This window comes from Polaromonas sp., assembly GCF_030680935.1.
Classification (GTDB): Bacteria; Pseudomonadota; Gammaproteobacteria; order Burkholderiales; family Burkholderiaceae_C; genus Polaromonas.
In genome coordinates this window covers 103806-119199 of sequence record NZ_JAUXUP010000030.1, presented here as the reverse complement: position 1 = coordinate 119199, position 15394 = coordinate 103806, and the positions used below count along the sequence as shown (strand labels likewise).

Here is a 15394-nt window from a genome sequence, read left to right as displayed (position 1 = left end):
CTCACTTCGTGTAGCTCTCTGCACCTTGCAGGCCGCCGCTCGCCAGAGGCTTCGCTTCTGATGGTTAGCCTAGCAGGCGCTCCGGGTTTGCATCGAGTTTGGCCAGCGCATCGCGGGTAGCGCGCACGGTGAGTGCTTCCTCTTCGGTTGGCACCAGCAGCCCGGCCTGAAGGTAGGCGGCCAGGCGACGCGCCTGGATCAGGAAATTGCGGCCGTCGGTAGAAGCAAACAGGTGCAACTGCTTGCGCTCGCTGCGCCACGCAAACTGGACCTGGCTGACTTTGCCGTTGTGGTCCAGGCTGAACCAGGCGCCCAATTGCAGCTCCTGGGCCCAGGAGCGCATGGCTTCGCTGGGCTGACTGCCGCCATCGGCTATCACCTCGATGTCTGAAGCATCAATGCCAATCATCATGACGAGGTTCTCGCCGTCCAGCGGCAGATCGCCCACATCTTCATCGGAAAGGTAGTCCTCCAGGTTGGCCAGCCGGTTGGCCATCTCCTGGATGCGCTCCTGCGAGATCGAATCGGTCTTGGACATGAAGGCGTCGGCCAGCGTGTCGCTGATGATTTTCAGATGCTGGTCCTGCACCGGTTGCGTCATGCCCAGCATGGTCATGCCGAGACGCAGCAAGTGCAGCAACTTGGGCAAGTCAGCAATCACCTTCGCCCGGTCATTGCGGTTGGGTTTGGCGCTCGCCGCCCACACCAGATCGGCCGCGGCCTGCTTGAGGGTGATCGTTTCTTTGTGCTGGGGACCATTTTTCATGGCGGCAATGGCCAGCACCTCGGCCCAGATCTTGAAGAGAAACTCGCGAATTTCCTCCCGTACCGGGATGTCATTGAGCATGCTGCGCATCTCGATGGTGTACTGGATAGCCATCGTTTCCTTTTGCTCTAGCTGCTGGGCCACACCCACCACGCGCGCCGCGCTGCCGTGCTCGGAAAGGAAGCGGGACAGGAATTTCTGGAATTCGTCGTACACCAGCTGAAAAACGCGCCTGCCAGTCTCAGGATATTGCTCGATCACCTGCACCACACGTTTGATCTCCACCTCCAGCGCGCCGCCCGACACATTGGCATCAAAGCCCAGCACACAGGAACCCATGCGATCGATCAGGCGCCTGGCCGGATGCTGCAGGGAACCAAAAAATTCCGGTTCGGAAATCGCAACGCGCAGCACCGGCATCTGCAGGCGGGCAAACCAGACGCGGACAGCGGGAGGAATGCGGTCTTCGGCCAGAATGCTCTGAAACATCAGGGCCACGATTTCGATGGTGGCTTTTTCACTGGATGTGGAGGCGGCCTGCTTGAGCTCGGTGCTGCGCTGGCGCAGCGTGCCTGCGGCCTGCGCCACCTCCACCGCGCCGTACACATGATCCGCCGCATCAACCATTGTGCCTTCGTAGGCGGCATCGTCAGGGCCCGCAGTGACACGCGCGGCCTGAACCCGGGACATGGCCTGCGCCAATTTAGGGGATGGCTGGTTGTCGTGGGCGTGATCAAAATCCACCGCATGATCGGACAGCAAACGCTTGAGGTGACCCATCACCCCTTGCGCCCGCATTCGCGCACGCGCCAGAGGGGAAGTGCCGGTTTGCATCCGGGTTTCTTCGAGAATATCGCTTCTCGCCTGCGCGGTATCCGAAGGCCTTGCACCGCGCCCTGCCGGCCCGGCACGCCCCCCTTTGCCCGCTGCGCCTGCGGAACTCCGGCCGCTGCCACTCGAACCGCCTGCGCCGGACGCGCCACCCGCACCCCGCCCACTGGACCCGGAGGCGGAAGGCACCGATGAGACGCCGACATCGGACTCGTAGCCGAGACCTCCAAAGTTGCTCGCTGTAGAGCCCCCACCGTAGGAGGCACTCCCGGAGCCCTGCTGCGCCCCTCCGCCGCCACCACCGCCCTCCGCCGGCGCCATGTCGCTCACCGAAGCGCCGCTTGGCCGCGAGGCAGCCGCCTGCTCAGCCGGCGCCGCAGAAGGTGTGCGTTTGACCAGGGAGCGACGGTCGATTTCCACCATCACGTTTTCCTTGATCAGGAACTCGTTGGCTGCACGATAGGCTTCGAGCAGATGTGTCATCAGGTGCTGCTGGATCAGGTCCTGCACCACCAGCCATGACTCTCGCGACAAGGGCGTCAGCGTCCACTGTTCCACCAGGTTTTGAGACAGCACTTCGGGGCGAAGAATATCCTCTTTGGCAAGCTCAGACCCGCCTTCCAGACTTTGCACGCGCAAGCGCAGATCGTTGAGCTCCCAACTGGCGCTGTCCAGCAGGCGTAGAGCCAGTCGCGAGGCAAGAATCCTGTTTTCCATCACCTCGTTACCCATGAGCTCGAACTTGCCGCTGTCCAGCGACAGCCGCACCGAGGTGGTGGTGGTGGGAGTCAAGGCTTTTTTCCAGGCAGCTGCGGTAGCCTGAACCCAGAGGGTCTGGTTGCTTTGAAAGGAAATCCAGGCATCGCGGCGGTCCTGCATCTCGCGCGCATTGCCGCTCTGGTCCATCAGTCCCGACAGCTTTTCCTTGATGCTGTCGGCCAGCTCGGGCAGAACACTCGATGCGTGACTCACAAATCGTTCACGCGCCTGCCTGGCAAGCAAAATGTCCCTTTTGGTGTTGGCGGCCACGAGTATGAAGTCTTGTTGGAGTACTGCCTAAACCGTCGCTCCGGCGTTGGGATCGCTCGGATCCTCGTCCTTTTTTCCGGCGGGCTTGATCAGGTCTTCCCGTTTGATTCCCAGCCACATGGCAATGGCAGCGGCTACAAATACCGAAGAGTAAATGCCAAACAGGATACCAATAGTCAGCGCCAAAGCAAAGTAGAACAGCGTCGGACCGCCAAACAGCAGCATGGACAGCACCATGATCTGGGTCGAACCGTGCGTGATGATGGTCCGGCTGATGGTGGACGTGATCGCGTTGTCGATGATCTGCACCGTGTCCATTTTGCGGTAACGCCGGAAGTTTTCGCGGATACGGTCAAAGATCACCACCGACTCATTGACCGAGTAACCCAGCACAGCCAGCACTGCGGCCAGAACCGAAAGCGAGAATTCCCACTGGAAATAGGCAAAAAAGCCGAGGATGATCACGATGTCATGCAAGTTGGCAATGATGGCTGCAACCGCATACTTCCATTCGAACCGAAATGCCAGGTAGATCATGATGCCGACCACCACCATGGCCAGCGCCTTCAGGCCATCCTGGGCCAGCTCTTCACCGACCTGGGGCCCCACAAACTCGGTACGCCGCAGCACCACCTGAGGGTCCCCGGCTTTGAGCGCAGCCATGACCTTGTCGCTCTGCTGCGCGGTGGTCACGCCTTTTTGGGCCGGCAGACGGATCATCACATCACGCGCGGTACCAAAGTTCTGTACCTGAACGTCGGTAAAGCCCAGGCCAGCGACCGTACCGCGAATTTTCTCGACATCGGCAGGTTGTGAATACCCCACCTCCATCACCGTACCGCCCGTGAACTCCACGGAAAGATGCAAGCCGCGTGAAAACAGGAAAAACACCGCGAGTACAAAGGTACTAAGTGAAATCGCGTTGAACACCAGCGCATACCGCATGAACGGTATGTCTTTATGAATTTTGAAAAATTCCATGAGGCGCCCGATTCGTTGTTAGGTCTGGTTGGTCGAGGGGGCGGACTTGACCGACTTGGTCGGCAAGCTTGAAGCGCCAGCTGGCCGCCACACAGTGCCGATGGACACCGATTTGAGTTTTTTCTGCCGTCCGTACCAGAGATTGACCAGCCCACGCGAGAAAAACACCGCCGAGAACATGCTGGTCAAAATGCCGATCACGTGGACAACAGCAAAGCCTCGCACCGGACCGGAACCAAAAGCCAGCAATGCCAGACCGGCAATCAGGGTGGTGATGTTCGAGTCCAGGATGGTCGCCCACGCGCGCTCGTACCCGGTGTGAATGGCCGCCTGTGGCGCCGCCCCGTTACGCAGCTCTTCCCGCACGCGCTCATTGATCAGCACGTTGGAGTCAATCGCCATGCCTAACGCCAGGGCCATGGCCGCCATGCCGGGCAGGGTCAGCGTCGCCTGCAGCATGGACAGCACCGCCACCAGCAGCAGCAGGTTGACGGCCAGCGCCAAACCGGAAAACAGGCCGAACAACATGTAGTAAACCGCCATGAAAGCCACGATCACCAGGAAACCCCAAGCAACGCTCTGGAAACCCTTGGAAATGTTTTCTGCGCCCAGGCTGGGGCCTATGGTGCGCTCTTCGACGATCTCCATGGGCGCAGCCAGCGAGCCGGCGCGCAGCAGCAAGGCCAGATCGTTGGCTTCGTTGACGTTCATCGATCCGGAAATCTGGAAGCGGTTACCCAGCTCACTCTGGATCACAGGCGCGGTCAGCACTTCGCCCTTGCCCTTTTCAAATAGGACGATGGCCATGCGTTTCTTGACATTTTCACGACTGGTGTCGCGCATGATGCGGCCACCCTTGGCATCCACCGTGAGGTCCACCTTGGGCTGCTGGTTCTGCGAGTCAAAGCCGGGCTGGGCATCAGTCAGGCTTTCGCCCGTCAAAATGACCTGCTTTTTGACGATGACGACCCGGCCATCGCGCTCCAGAAAGCGCTCTGAACCAAACGGTACCGCGCCAGCGCCGCTTTCTGCGGCGCGGCCTTCGGCGCTTTCGTCAACGAGGCGCATCTCCAGTGTGGCGGTACGCCCCAGAATGTCTTTGGCCTTGGCGGTGTCCTGCACACCGGGCAGTTGCACCACAATGCGGTCCAGTCCCTGCTGCTGAATAACCGGCTCGGCCACGCCCAGCTCGTTGATGCGGTTGTGCAGCGTGACCATGTTCTGCTTGAGCGCCTGCTCCTGCACCAGGCGCGCCGCCTCGGGTTTGATACGGGCAACCAGCCTGAACTCGCTACCGTCTGGCGACTCAGTGGGCAGCAAGTCGGGAAACTGATCCTGGAAAACACCTTTGGCGGCCTCCAGCGTCGCCGTATCGCGCAGCCTGATCTCGATGGTCTGTCCAGCCCGGCTGATGCCGCTGTGTCTCACGTTTTTCTCGCGCAGGGCCAGACGGAGGTCACCTGCCAGCGACTCTGCTTTTTTGGTCAGAGCCGCCTGCATGTCCACCTGAAGCATGAAATGCACGCCGCCGCGCAAATCAAGCCCAAGGTACATGGGACGCGCATTCAGTGCCGTCAACCAGGCCGGGGAGCGCGACAGCAAGTTGAGCGCCACAATGTACGAAGGCGCAGCCGGATCAGTGATCAACACCTTTTCGATGGCGTCCTTGGCTTTGAGCTGGGTGTCGGTGTCACCAAATCTCGCCTTCACCGAGCTGCCTTCGAAGCTGACCAGCTCCGCCTTGATATTCGCGTCCTTGAGCGTCTGCTCAATGCGGGCGGCTGTTGCAGCATCAATCTTGACACTTGCCTTTGCGCTGGATACCTGCACTGCGGGCGACTCGCCGAAAAGATTGGGCAAGGTGTAAAGAGCCGCGACCAAGAGGGCGACAAGGATGACCGCGTACTTCCAGGCCGGGTAACGATTCATGAGCGTGCTGTTCCTGGGAAAGGGGGAAGGAGAGAAAGAAAATACCGGCCTGCGCCGGTCAGCAAAAAACGCCTGTGTGCCTGCTTATTTGATGCTGCCCTTGGGCAAAACCTGGACAATGGCACTGCGCTGCAACTGCACCTCGGTTCCGGTGGCGACTTCAAGGCTCAGGTAGGCGTCGCCCATCTTGGTCACTTTGCCCAGCAGGCCACCAGCGGTCACCACTTCGTCGCCCTTGGCGAGCGCATCAATCATCGCGCGGTGCTCTTTCTGCTTTTTCATTTGTGGGCGAATCATCACAAAGTACAACACGACAAACATCAGCACCAGCGGAAGCATGCTGGTCAGCGAAGACATCATGCCGCCTTCAGCGGCAGCGGCAGGGGCGGTTTGGGCAAACGCAGTAGAAATAAACACGGCAGACTCCACAATAAGAAATGGGCACCCCCTATCAGTTCCGGGGCACGGAGCCTTTGATTGTATGCGGGCACTGGCTCTGCGGGCTGGCCAGTTCCACGGACTGGCACACTCCCGACCCGGGCACGCCATCTGTGCCCATGCAACCAATGTGAGCAGGCACTCCGAAAGCGGTTTTACACGAAAATGGCGCCTGGAGAACCGTCACTCATGCCGCGATCTGCTGCACGGCAGAAACCGGCTGCCGAAAGGCCGTCAGCGCCTCAGACCATTGCTGCTGCGCCTGCTCAACATGGCGCGCCTTGACGTGGCCGTAACCCCTGATGAGTTCGGGGATGCGGGCGACTTCAACCGCAGCCGCGTGGTTGTCCGCGTCCAGCGTTTGCAATAACTCCTCAATGCTGGCCTGGTATTGCGTGATCAGCGCACGCTCCATGCGACGCTCTTCGGTCCGGCCAAACGGGTCCAATGCGGTTCCCCGCAAACCCTTGAGCCTGGCCAGCACCCTGAAGGCCGCAAGCATCCACGGACCGAATTTCTGCTTTTGCAGTTCGCCCTTGTCGTTGGTTTTGGCAATCATGGGCGGCGCGAGATGGTAGTTGAGCTTGAAATCTCCCTCAAACATCGCGCCCAGCTTCTCATGGAAGCCGCGGTCGGTGTGCAGGCGGGCGACCTCGTACTCGTCCTTGTAGGCCATCAACTTGAACAAATAGCGGGCCACGGCCTGGGTGAGCTGCGTCTTGCCCAGGGCCGCCTCGGCCTGCTGCACCCGGCCCACGAAAGTTTCGTAGCGCTTTGCATACGCCGCGTTCTGGTAATCCGTGAGAAAGGCCACGCGGCGCGCCACCAGTTCCGGCAAGCCCTGGCGCGGAGCTGGCATGGCGATCACCTGCGCGGAGCCCAGCAAGCGCTCCACCGACGCAGGGTCGTGGGCGGCGCGGCGCCCCCATTCGAAAGCCGTCTTGTTGTTATCCACCGCCACCGCGTTGAGTTCGATGGCGCGCATCAGCGAAGCGTATTCCAGCGGGATCCAGCCTTTTTGCCAGGCGTAACCCAGCATCATGGGGTTGGTGTAGATGCTGTCGCCCATCAGTTTGGTGGACGCCGCGTCGGCATTGAAGGCGCCGACACTGTCCACGCCCACCGCCTTGACAATTTCCGCAGCGCAGGCATCGGCCGGGTTCTGCCAGTTGGCGTTGTGCACAAACGCGGCGGTCGGCGTGCTGTAGGAGTTGAGCGCCACATGGGTACGGCCCTCGCGCATGCGCAGCACGGTCTCCTTGCCGGCGGCCACGATAGGGTCGCAGCCGATGATCAGGTCGGCCCCTGCCATGCCGACGCGGGTGGTGCGGATGTCGTCCTGCGTCGCACCGATGAGCACGTGGCTCCAGGTCGCACCGCCCTTTTGCGCCAGGCCGCCGGCGTCCTGCGTGACGATGCCCTTGCCCTCGATATGGCCGGCCATGCCCAGCAGCTGGCCGATGGTGATGACACCGGTGCCGCCGACGCCAGCCACCACAATGCCCCAGACCTTGCCGTCGACGCTTTCGGTGGCGGGAATGCGCGGCTCGGGCAGTGCGCCCATCTCAAAGGGCGAAGTTGCCTTGCCTTTGGCCTTTTTCTTGAGCTGGCCGCCTTCGACCGTCACAAAACTCGGGCAAAAGCCCTTGAGACAGGACATGTCCTTGTTGCAGGTGGACTGGTTGATCTGGCGTTTGCGGCCAAATTCGGTTTCCAGCGGCTCCACGCTCAGGCAGTTGGACTGCACGCCGCAGTCGCCGCAGCCTTCGCAGACCAACTCGTTGATGACCACGCGGCGCGCAGGGTCCACCATGGTGCCGCGCTTGCGGCGGCGGCGTTTTTCAGTCGCACAGGTCTGGTCGTAAATAATGACCGTCGTACCCCTGATCTCGCGGAATTGCCGCTGGATGGCATCGAGTTCGTCACGATGCTGCACGGCCACGCCGTCCACCAGCGCTACGCCCTCGTATTTCTCCGGCTCGTCGGTCACCACCACAATTTTTACGGCGCCTTCGGCGCGCATGGACTGGGCAATCTGCACCACCGAATGGCCTTCGGGGCGCTCGCCAACCTGCTGGCCACCTGTCATGGCTACCGCGTCGTTGTAGAGGATCTTGTAGGTGATGTTGACACCGGCGGCAATCGCCTGGCGCACCGCCAGCGAACCGCTGTGGAAATAGGTGCCGTCACCGAGGTTGGCAAAAATATGCTGGTCGGTGGTGAAAGGCTGCTGACCGACCCAGGGCACTCCCTCACCACCCATCTGGGTGAAGCCGGAGGTGCTGCGGTCCATCCACAGCGCCATGAAGTGGCAGCCGATACCGGCCATGGCGCGCGAGCCTTCGGGGACTTTGGTGCTGGTGTTGTGCGGGCAACCCGAGCAGAACCAGGGTTGGCGGTCCGCCTTGATTTCGAGCACCTGCAGCGAACGCTCCTTGGCTTCCAGGATCGCCAGCTGGGCTTCAATACGCGCCGTCATGTCGCTGTCCAGCCCCAGTTTGCGCACCCGCTGGGCGATCGCTTTGGCGATCAGTGAAGGTGAGAGGTCGGCATTGGCCCGCAGCAAGGTGTTGGCAGCCGGGTTCGGCATCGACCATTCGCCACCGCTGAAATCACCCTCAACCTCGTTGAACTTGCCGTAGATGTTGGGGCGCACGTCTGGCCGCCAGTTGTAGAGCTCTTCCTTGAGCTGGTATTCGATGACCTGACGCTTCTCCTCGACCACCAGGATCTCACGCAGGCCGGTCGCGAACTCGCGTGTGCCTTGCGCTTCCAGCGGCCAGACCACGCCGACCTTGTGCAGGCGGATGCCGAGCTGGCGGCAGGTGGCGTCGTCCAGCCCCAGATCGATCAGGGCCTGGCGCGTATCGTTGTAGGCCTTGCCACTGGCGATGATGCCGAAGCGGTCGTTCGCGCCTTCGATCACGTTGTAGTTGAGCCGGTTGGCGCGGATATAGGCCAGCGCGGCATACCATTTGTAGTCGAACAGACGCGCCTCCTGCTCCAGCGCGGCGTCCGGCCAGCGGATGTGCACACCGCCGGGTGGCATCTGGAAATCGGTCGGAAGTTTGATCTGTACGCGCTCCGGATCGATCATCGCGGTGGCACTGGACTCGACAATCTCCTGGATGGTCTTCATGCCGGCCCAGACGCCGGAGAAGCGGCTCATGGCAAACGCGTGCACGCCCAGGTCCAGGATCTCCTGCACATTCGCCGGAAAAAACACCGGCAGGCCGCATGCCTTGAAAATGTGGTCGCTCTGGTGCGCGGCGGTCGAGCTTTTGGCCACGTGGTCGTCGCCAGCCACCGCAATCACGCCGCCCCAAGGGGTGGTGCCTGCCATGTTGGCGTGTTTGAACACGTCCGAGCATCGGTCCACGCCCGGCCCCTTGCCGTACCAGATGCCGAACACGCCATCAAATTTGTTGGTACCGGGCGGCGAAAAGCCCAATTGCTGGGTGCCCCACAGTGCCGTAGCGGCCAGTTCCTCATTGACACCGGGCTGAAACACGATGTTCTGGGCCTTCAGATAGCTGGACGCCTTCCACAGTGCCTGGTCGTAACCGCCCAGCGGCGAGCCACGGTAGCCGCTGATAAATCCGGCGGTGTTTTTGCCCTGCAGGGCGTCGCGCTGCCGCTGCAGCATGGGCAGCTTGACGAGGGCCTGGACTCCGCTCATAAACGCCTGCCCAAAATCAAGCGAGTATTTGTCGTCCAAGGTCACCGTTTCGAGGGCCTTGCGGATGTGTTCAGGCAGGGGGGCGTTCATCTTGTCTCCAGTCGTGGGGCTGAAACCGCCCTGTGGGCGGGAAAAGAAGCTGGTCGCCCGGATAGGGAGCCGCCTCTATATATTGCCAAAGTGTAGGCGCGATGACCGGATAAGTCTTTGCTTTTTATGCCTTGTTTCTCTGTCTAAAAGAAAGATTCTTGCTCATAATAGCCAATTATGGAAACACTCGACAAGTTTGATATCGCCATTCTGAATGAATTGCAAACGGATGGGCGCCTCAGCAATGCCGAACTCAGCACCCGTGTCGGCCTGAGCGCCGCGCCCTGCTGGCGGCGCGTGCGGGCGCTGGAGGAAAGTGGCTTCATCAAAGGTTACCGGGCCGAGATAGACCGGCACAAGATCGGCCTGGGTGTGCTGGCTTTTGTGCGGCTGGACGCTGACCGCAACACCGGCGACGCGACCGGCGCGATGGAAGAAGCCATCCGCAAGCTGCCGGAAATCATTGCCTGTCACTACATCAGTGGCACTGGCACCTTTGAGCTGCAGGTGGTGGCGCGCGACCTGGACAGCTTCTCGCGTTTTGCGTTGAAAAGCCTGCTAAACCTGCCCAATGTGAAAGACATGCACACGAGTTTTTCACTCGGGGAAGTCAAGGCAAGCAGTGCGTTGCCACTGGGCCATCTCAAGAACCCAGCGAGTTGATGGGTCCATCTGCATCCAAAGCGGCCCTTTGCGTGTTTTTAGCAGCGTTTTAAGGCCTCAGCCCTTATGGGGTGGGCGCAGTTAGCTCCTGATTTAATAGCAATCCAGTCGGTAACAGGACGGCAACGATGCGAACCGAGCGCCCTCACCGGGGCCACAACACCCACAGCCGCAGCGGCTGATTCACGCGGCTGGCCAGCAGGCCGGCATCAAAGCCGGTGCCGGCAAAATAGTCGGCACGCACGGCCCCGACAATGGCGCTCCCCGTGTCCTGCGCGATCACCAGTTTCTGCAGGTCGGCCGCCGGCCCGCGCGACGCGAGCCAGACCGGCGTGCCGTAAGGAATACTCTGCCGGTCCACCGCGATCGAGCGGCCCGGCGTCAGAGGCACCCCCTGCGCACCGCGCGGTCCATAGGCAGCATCCCGGTCGCTAAGCGCTTCTTCGCGAAAGAAGATGTAGCGCGGATTGCTCCAGAGCAGCTGCGGCACCCGCTGCGGATTTTGCGCAGCCCAGGCCTTGGTCGATTCTGTCCACGGCGCATTAATGCGCCCCTGCCCCTGCTCGGCCAGCCACTGCACGATGCTGCGAAAGGGCTGCTCATTGGAGCCGGCAAAAGCCACCCTGACCGTGCGCTGGGCACCGTCGGCCTCGCTGATCGCCAGGCGGCCCGAGCCCTGGATGTGCAGCGACATCGCGTCAATCGGGTCGGCCAGCCAGGCGATCTCGCGGCCACGCAGCGCGGCCATGGCCTCGGGCAGGGTGTCGATCTCCTGGCGGGTGAACCACGGTTTGCGACTGGCCAGCCCGGCTGGCGGCTGGTACAGCGGTACCGCGTAGCCAGGCGCAGCCTGTCGGCTGGCCTTGAGCACGGGTTCGTAATAGCTGGTCAGCAAGCCTTCAGCCGCACCCTGCAACGACTCCACCCGGTAGGGCTGCAGGCGCGACACCATCCAGGCGCGTTGCTCGGGGGCCGACGCGATGCTCAAACGGCGCACATCGGTGCACAAAGGCGCAAACACCGGCCCTGGCCGCTCACAACTTTTGAGCCAGGCGTTCCACGCCTCAAAAAGGCTATCGCTCTCAAAGCCTGGCAAATCCGCCCACGACACAGGCACCCAGCGACTTTTACCCTGAAGCAGCACGCCCGGCAAACCCCCGCTGTCGCTGGACGCCGGCCGGGTGGACGCGGTGGACGGTGCGGTGGAGGGTAGAGGTGCTGACCCGGCTGGCGGGGGGGGCAAACGCGGTGCGGCGCAAGACACCAGGCCCAGCACACCGACAAACATCGCGGCACGGCAAAATACGGCCATGCTTTTACTTTTGCTTGAAGCCCTGGCGGCTTTACTCATACTGGTTTTCATTGTGTGGTGGACGATGTTCTCGGGCCGGAAAAACGGCGAGCTCAAAACGGATACCAAGCCCGGCGCTGAATCTTTCACGCCTGCCAAACCAGACGATTCTCCATAACGCTACAAATTACGTAGCAGGTTCGCCAGTTCCACCGCCGACTTTACCCGCATTTTGTCAAATACCCGGGCGCGGTGAACCTCCACCGTGCGGACGCTGATATCGAGCTGATCGGCAACCAGCTTGTTCGGCAAGCCCTCTACCACCAGCTTCATCACATCGCGCTCGCGCTCGGTCAGGCCGTCCAGGCGCGCCTGCAGGCCGGTGTGCTCGCTGCGCTGGGCCAGCGCCGAAGCCGACTGGGTCAGCGCCTGCTCGATGCGATCCACCAGCGCGTTGTCGGAAAAGGGCTTTTCACAAAAATCAAAAGCGCCGCGCTTGACCGCATCCACCGCCGTAGGCACGTCGGCATGGCCGGTCAGGAAAATAACCGGCAAGGTCGGCAGCAAGCCGCAGCTTATCAACTTCTCGAACATCACCAGGCCACTCATGCCGCCCATACGCACATCGAGCAGTGCGCAGGACGGCGACTCCACCCTGAACGCCCCGGAGATACGCGCATCGAAGGCTTCTGCGCTGTCAAAGGTCTCGCTGGTCAGCCGCCGCGAGCGCAGCAGCCAGGCCAGTGCATCGCGCACACTCGCATCGTCATCAACGATATAAACCGTGGCATTCTGGATCGGTTCCATCAAATCTCCTGGGCCGCAGGCGGCTGGTCTGTGGACCTTACCGACACCGGCAATGTGAATGTGAAAATCGTACCGTGCGGCTGCACCGCCTCAAACCCGAGAAACCCGCCGTGTTGCTCGATGACCGTACGGCACAAACTCAGGCCCAGGCCCATGCCTTCGGCCTTGGTGGTAAAAAATGGCGTGAAGAGCTGGCGCGCGACCTCCTCGGGAATCCCGTCTCCGTGGTCAATCACCGCAAACTCCACCCAACGGCTCACTGCATTGGAGGCGGCGGGACGTACGCGCAGAACAAGGAGTTTTTCGCCGCGCCGCGCCTTGTCCATCAGTTGCATCGCCTGCATGCCGTTACGCGCCAGGTTCAGCAACACCTGCTCGACCATGGTCCTGTCGCACAGCACCGGCTCGCAGTTGTCGTCGATCTCCATCTGCACCCGCACGGCAAGCTTGCGTGCCTGCAGGCTGACCAGTGGCATCACGGCGTCGAGCAAGGCGCGCGGCGCAATCGGCTCACGTACCTGATCGCGCCGGCGCACAAAGTCATGCACGCTTTTGATCACCTTGCCGGCACGTTCTGCCTGCTCGGCAATGCGGCGCATGGCCAGCTGCAGGTCTGCGCTGTGCCCGGGCGGCTGCGCGATGGCGTCAGCGCTTTGCAGCAAATTGAGCGAACCGGTGGCATAACTCGAAATAGCGGCCAACGGCTGGTTCAGCTCATGGCTGAGCAGCGAAGCCATCTCGCCCACGGTGGCGAGCCTGGCCGTGGCCTGCAATCGGTCCTGACTGGCGCGCGACAATTCCTCGATGCGGCGTTGTTCGCTGACATCGAGAATCGCGCTCATCCAGCCGGTCTGCTTGCCCACAGCGTTGATCAGCGGCGCCTCAATGATCAGCACCGGAAAGCGCGAGCCGTCGCGCCGCATGAACACCGATTCGAACCCCTCACGCGGCAAGTTCGCGCCTATCTCCAGCCGCCGTGACTGGCGCTGTTGGTATTCGGTGGCCTGTTCCGGCGGCCAGTAGGGCGGCAGTGCAGCGGGCTTGAGCAACTCGCTGGCGTCCAGCCCCACCATCTGGCAGAACGCCGGATTGACATAGGTCACCCGCCCCTGCAGATCCCGCGCCCGCATACCCGTCACCAGCGAGTCTTCCATCGCCTTGCGAAACGCCAGCGCATCGGCCAGGTCATGCTCGACTTTGAGCCGGCGCCGCATGTCGCGGCCCAGCAGCGCCAGCACCGCCGCCAGCGCCACCGTCATCGCAGTGACCAGCGCCGTCAGCAGGTTGGGAAACAGGGCCGGGGTGCCCAGCCGGCTCTCCAGCCGCAGCACCATGGTGTTGCCGGGCAAATCCAGCAGTTGCTGGGCAATGTAGGTGCGGCTGCCGCGTGCCGGGTTTCCAAACATGGCCAGCCGCGTGCCGTCGGCCTCGGTGAGCGCCAGGCCACGACCGCCGGCCAATTGCTTGCCAACCATCTCGGATAACACATCCGGCAGCGAATAAGTGGCCACCAGATAACCTGCCAACCGCCCGCCAACCTGCACCGGCAGACACATGTCCATGACCTCCAGCCCGAGACCGTCCGACTGTGGCAGAAAATAACTGATGGAATAGGCTGGCCCGCTGAATCGGCGTGCCGTGGCACAGGCAAAACTGATGTCGGTCTGCGCACTGTCCCGGCCCAGGCGCTCAAACACCGAACTGCGGTAAGGCGTTTCAGCCAGCGAGACGATCGCCAGAGCTGCATCACGCCACTCCACTCGTGCGATTTCCCGGTTTTCCCGAAGCAGCTCTGCGGCCGGGAAACGCCAGCCCTCCGGGCTCGGGCTGCCGGCCTGCAAGGCCTGCAGGCTCTGGACGTTGCGTGTCAGGCCAGTGCGAATGTCGGTTGCCATCTGGGTTGCGTCTTCTTCCAGCAGGCTTTGCACCAGACCCGCCTCGTAACGCCCGGCCAGCCAGACCAATGTGGAAAGGATTCCCAGCAACAGCGCCACCAGCAAGCCCCAGAGCACCCAGCGGCGGCTCCAGCGCCGGGGGGACGCCAAAAATGGCGCACCGCTTGTCGCCATTCGGTGCAGGCTCACAACACCCCGTGGTTCAAAGCCGGCAGTTGCCTGCGCCAGGCATTCAGGCGTCCACGCTCGACATCCGCCAGCACCAGCGCAGGCCCCTGGGCGTGTTGTGCCAGAACCTCGCCCCAGGGGTCCAGCACCAGGCTCTGCCCCCATGTACGGCGCCCGTTCTCATGGGTACCGCCCTGCGCTGCGGCCAGCACATAGGCCAGGTTTTCTATCGCTCGCGCGCGCAGCAAAACCTCCCAATGCGCCTGACCGGTGGTCCAGGTGAAGGCGCTGGGCACCAGCAGCAGGTCGGCTTTCATGCCCCGGTAAAGCTCGGGGAAACGCAGGTCGTAACAGACACTCAGGCCGACCCGGTACACCTGGCCATCGCTGGACGGCAGATCAAACGTCACTGGCGCGGCGCCGGCTTCAATCACGCGCGATTCGTCGTAGTGCTCCACGCCGTTGGCAAACCTGAAAAGGTGAATCTTGTCGTAACGCGCCACACATTGCCCTGACGGCGCATACACCAGCGCGCTGTTGTACACATGGCGGTCGTCGCTGGCGCGCAGCGGCACGGTGCCGCCCACAATCCACAACTGGAGCTGACGCGCACACTGCGCCAGAAAATCCTGCACCGGCCCGTTGCCAGGCACTTCTGCGATGTCCAGCTTGTCGGTATCCTTGTGGCCCATCTGGCAAAAATACTCCGGCAATACGGCCAGCTCGGCACCCGCCGCACTGGCCTGCTCCAGCAGCTTCCGGGCAGCATCCCGGTTGGCCTGCCACTGGGTACCCGAGATCATTTGCACGGCGGCGACTCGCATGTT

The 15394-nt window shown here is 62.0% G+C and carries 11 protein-coding genes; 2 read left to right on the top strand and 9 right to left on the bottom strand.

Going from position 1 to position 15394, the window contains the following annotated elements; translation table 11 throughout:
• Window positions 1-64: 64 nt before the first annotated feature.
• The 5 genes from Q8L50_RS08830 to Q8L50_RS08810 all read right to left on the bottom strand — a co-directional run bounded on the left by Q8L50_RS08830 (window position 65) and on the right by Q8L50_RS08810 (window position 9743).
• Window positions 65-2626, bottom strand: coding sequence for a DUF1631 family protein (locus Q8L50_RS08830; RefSeq protein WP_305348294.1), 2562 nt, complete (start codon window positions 2624-2626; stop codon window positions 65-67).
• A gap of 27 nt (window positions 2627-2653) precedes the next feature.
• Window positions 2654-3607, bottom strand: a complete 954-nt coding sequence (gene secF / locus Q8L50_RS08825; RefSeq protein WP_305348293.1) for a protein translocase subunit SecF — start codon at window positions 3605-3607, stop codon at window positions 2654-2656.
• Between the two features lie 18 nt (window positions 3608-3625).
• The gene (gene secD, locus Q8L50_RS08820) at window positions 3626-5536 is read right to left on the bottom strand and encodes a protein translocase subunit SecD (protein ID WP_305348292.1); all 1911 of its coding nucleotides are present in this window, start codon (window positions 5534-5536) and stop codon (window positions 3626-3628) included.
• A gap of 84 nt (window positions 5537-5620) precedes the next feature.
• Window positions 5621-5953 (bottom strand): preprotein translocase subunit YajC, encoded by a 333-nt coding sequence (gene yajC / locus Q8L50_RS08815; protein ID WP_305348291.1) that lies wholly within the window; start codon window positions 5951-5953, stop codon window positions 5621-5623.
• Window positions 5954-6161: 208 nt separating this feature from the next.
• Window positions 6162-9743: an indolepyruvate ferredoxin oxidoreductase family protein gene (locus Q8L50_RS08810; protein WP_305348290.1), complete on the bottom strand. Its 3582-nt coding sequence runs from the start codon at window positions 9741-9743 to the stop codon at window positions 6162-6164.
• A 177-nt stretch (window positions 9744-9920) separates the two neighbouring features.
• On the opposite strand from Q8L50_RS08810, the gene Q8L50_RS08805 reads away from it, so the two are divergent.
• Window positions 9921-10406 (top strand): Lrp/AsnC family transcriptional regulator, encoded by a 486-nt coding sequence (locus Q8L50_RS08805; protein ID WP_305348289.1) that lies wholly within the window; start codon window positions 9921-9923, stop codon window positions 10404-10406.
• A 145-nt stretch (window positions 10407-10551) separates the two neighbouring features.
• Here the strand turns inward: Q8L50_RS08805 and Q8L50_RS08800 are convergent, their stop codons facing one another.
• Entirely contained in the window at window positions 10552-11718 is a 1167-nt protein-coding gene (locus Q8L50_RS08800) for a murein transglycosylase A (protein ID WP_370869770.1), read from the bottom strand.
• Here Q8L50_RS08800 and Q8L50_RS08795 point away from each other — a divergent pair.
• Complete coding sequence (locus Q8L50_RS08795) at window positions 11717-11875, top strand: hypothetical protein (protein ID WP_305348287.1); 159 nt, start codon at window positions 11717-11719, stop codon at window positions 11873-11875. The two genes, Q8L50_RS08800 and Q8L50_RS08795, sit on opposite strands and share 2 nt — an antisense overlap.
• A 2-nt stretch (window positions 11876-11877) precedes the next feature.
• Here Q8L50_RS08795 and Q8L50_RS08790 read toward each other — a convergent pair whose 3' ends face one another.
• Genes Q8L50_RS08790 through Q8L50_RS08780 form a run of 3 tightly spaced genes read right to left on the bottom strand, consistent with a single transcriptional unit; the run spans window position 11878 to window position 15391 of the window.
• Complete coding sequence (locus tag Q8L50_RS08790) at window positions 11878-12504, bottom strand: response regulator transcription factor (protein ID WP_305348286.1); 627 nt, start codon at window positions 12502-12504, stop codon at window positions 11878-11880.
• On the bottom strand, window positions 12504-14549 hold the full coding sequence (locus tag Q8L50_RS08785; protein WP_305348285.1) for a nitrogen regulation protein NR(II): 2046 nt from the start codon (window positions 14547-14549) through the stop codon (window positions 12504-12506). The genes Q8L50_RS08790 and Q8L50_RS08785 overlap by 1 nt, the downstream gene beginning before the upstream one ends.
• A 35-nt stretch (window positions 14550-14584) precedes the next feature.
• The gene (locus Q8L50_RS08780; protein WP_305348284.1) at window positions 14585-15391 is read right to left on the bottom strand and encodes a carbon-nitrogen hydrolase family protein; all 807 of its coding nucleotides are present in this window, start codon (window positions 15389-15391) and stop codon (window positions 14585-14587) included.
• Window positions 15392-15394: the final 3 nt, after the last annotated feature.

Coding starts and splice junctions, on each gene's coding strand:
- Q8L50_RS08795 (WP_305348287.1), top strand. CDS start 11,717: ATGCTTTTACTTTTGCTTGAAGCCCTGGCGGCTTTACTCATACTGGTT.
- secF (WP_305348293.1), bottom strand. CDS start 3,607: ATGGAATTTTTCAAAATTCATAAAGACATACCGTTCATGCGGTATGCG.
- Q8L50_RS08805 (WP_305348289.1), top strand. CDS start 9,921: ATGGAAACACTCGACAAGTTTGATATCGCCATTCTGAATGAATTGCAA.
- Q8L50_RS08810 (WP_305348290.1), bottom strand. CDS start 9,743: ATGAACGCCCCCCTGCCTGAACACATCCGCAAGGCCCTCGAAACGGTG.
- Q8L50_RS08800 (WP_370869770.1), bottom strand. CDS start 11,718: ATGGCCGTATTTTGCCGTGCCGCGATGTTTGTCGGTGTGCTGGGCCTG.
- secD (WP_305348292.1), bottom strand. CDS start 5,536: ATGAATCGTTACCCGGCCTGGAAGTACGCGGTCATCCTTGTCGCCCTC.
- Q8L50_RS08790 (WP_305348286.1), bottom strand. CDS start 12,504: ATGGAACCGATCCAGAATGCCACGGTTTATATCGTTGATGACGATGCG.
- Q8L50_RS08780 (WP_305348284.1), bottom strand. CDS start 15,391: ATGCGAGTCGCCGCCGTGCAAATGATCTCGGGTACCCAGTGGCAGGCC.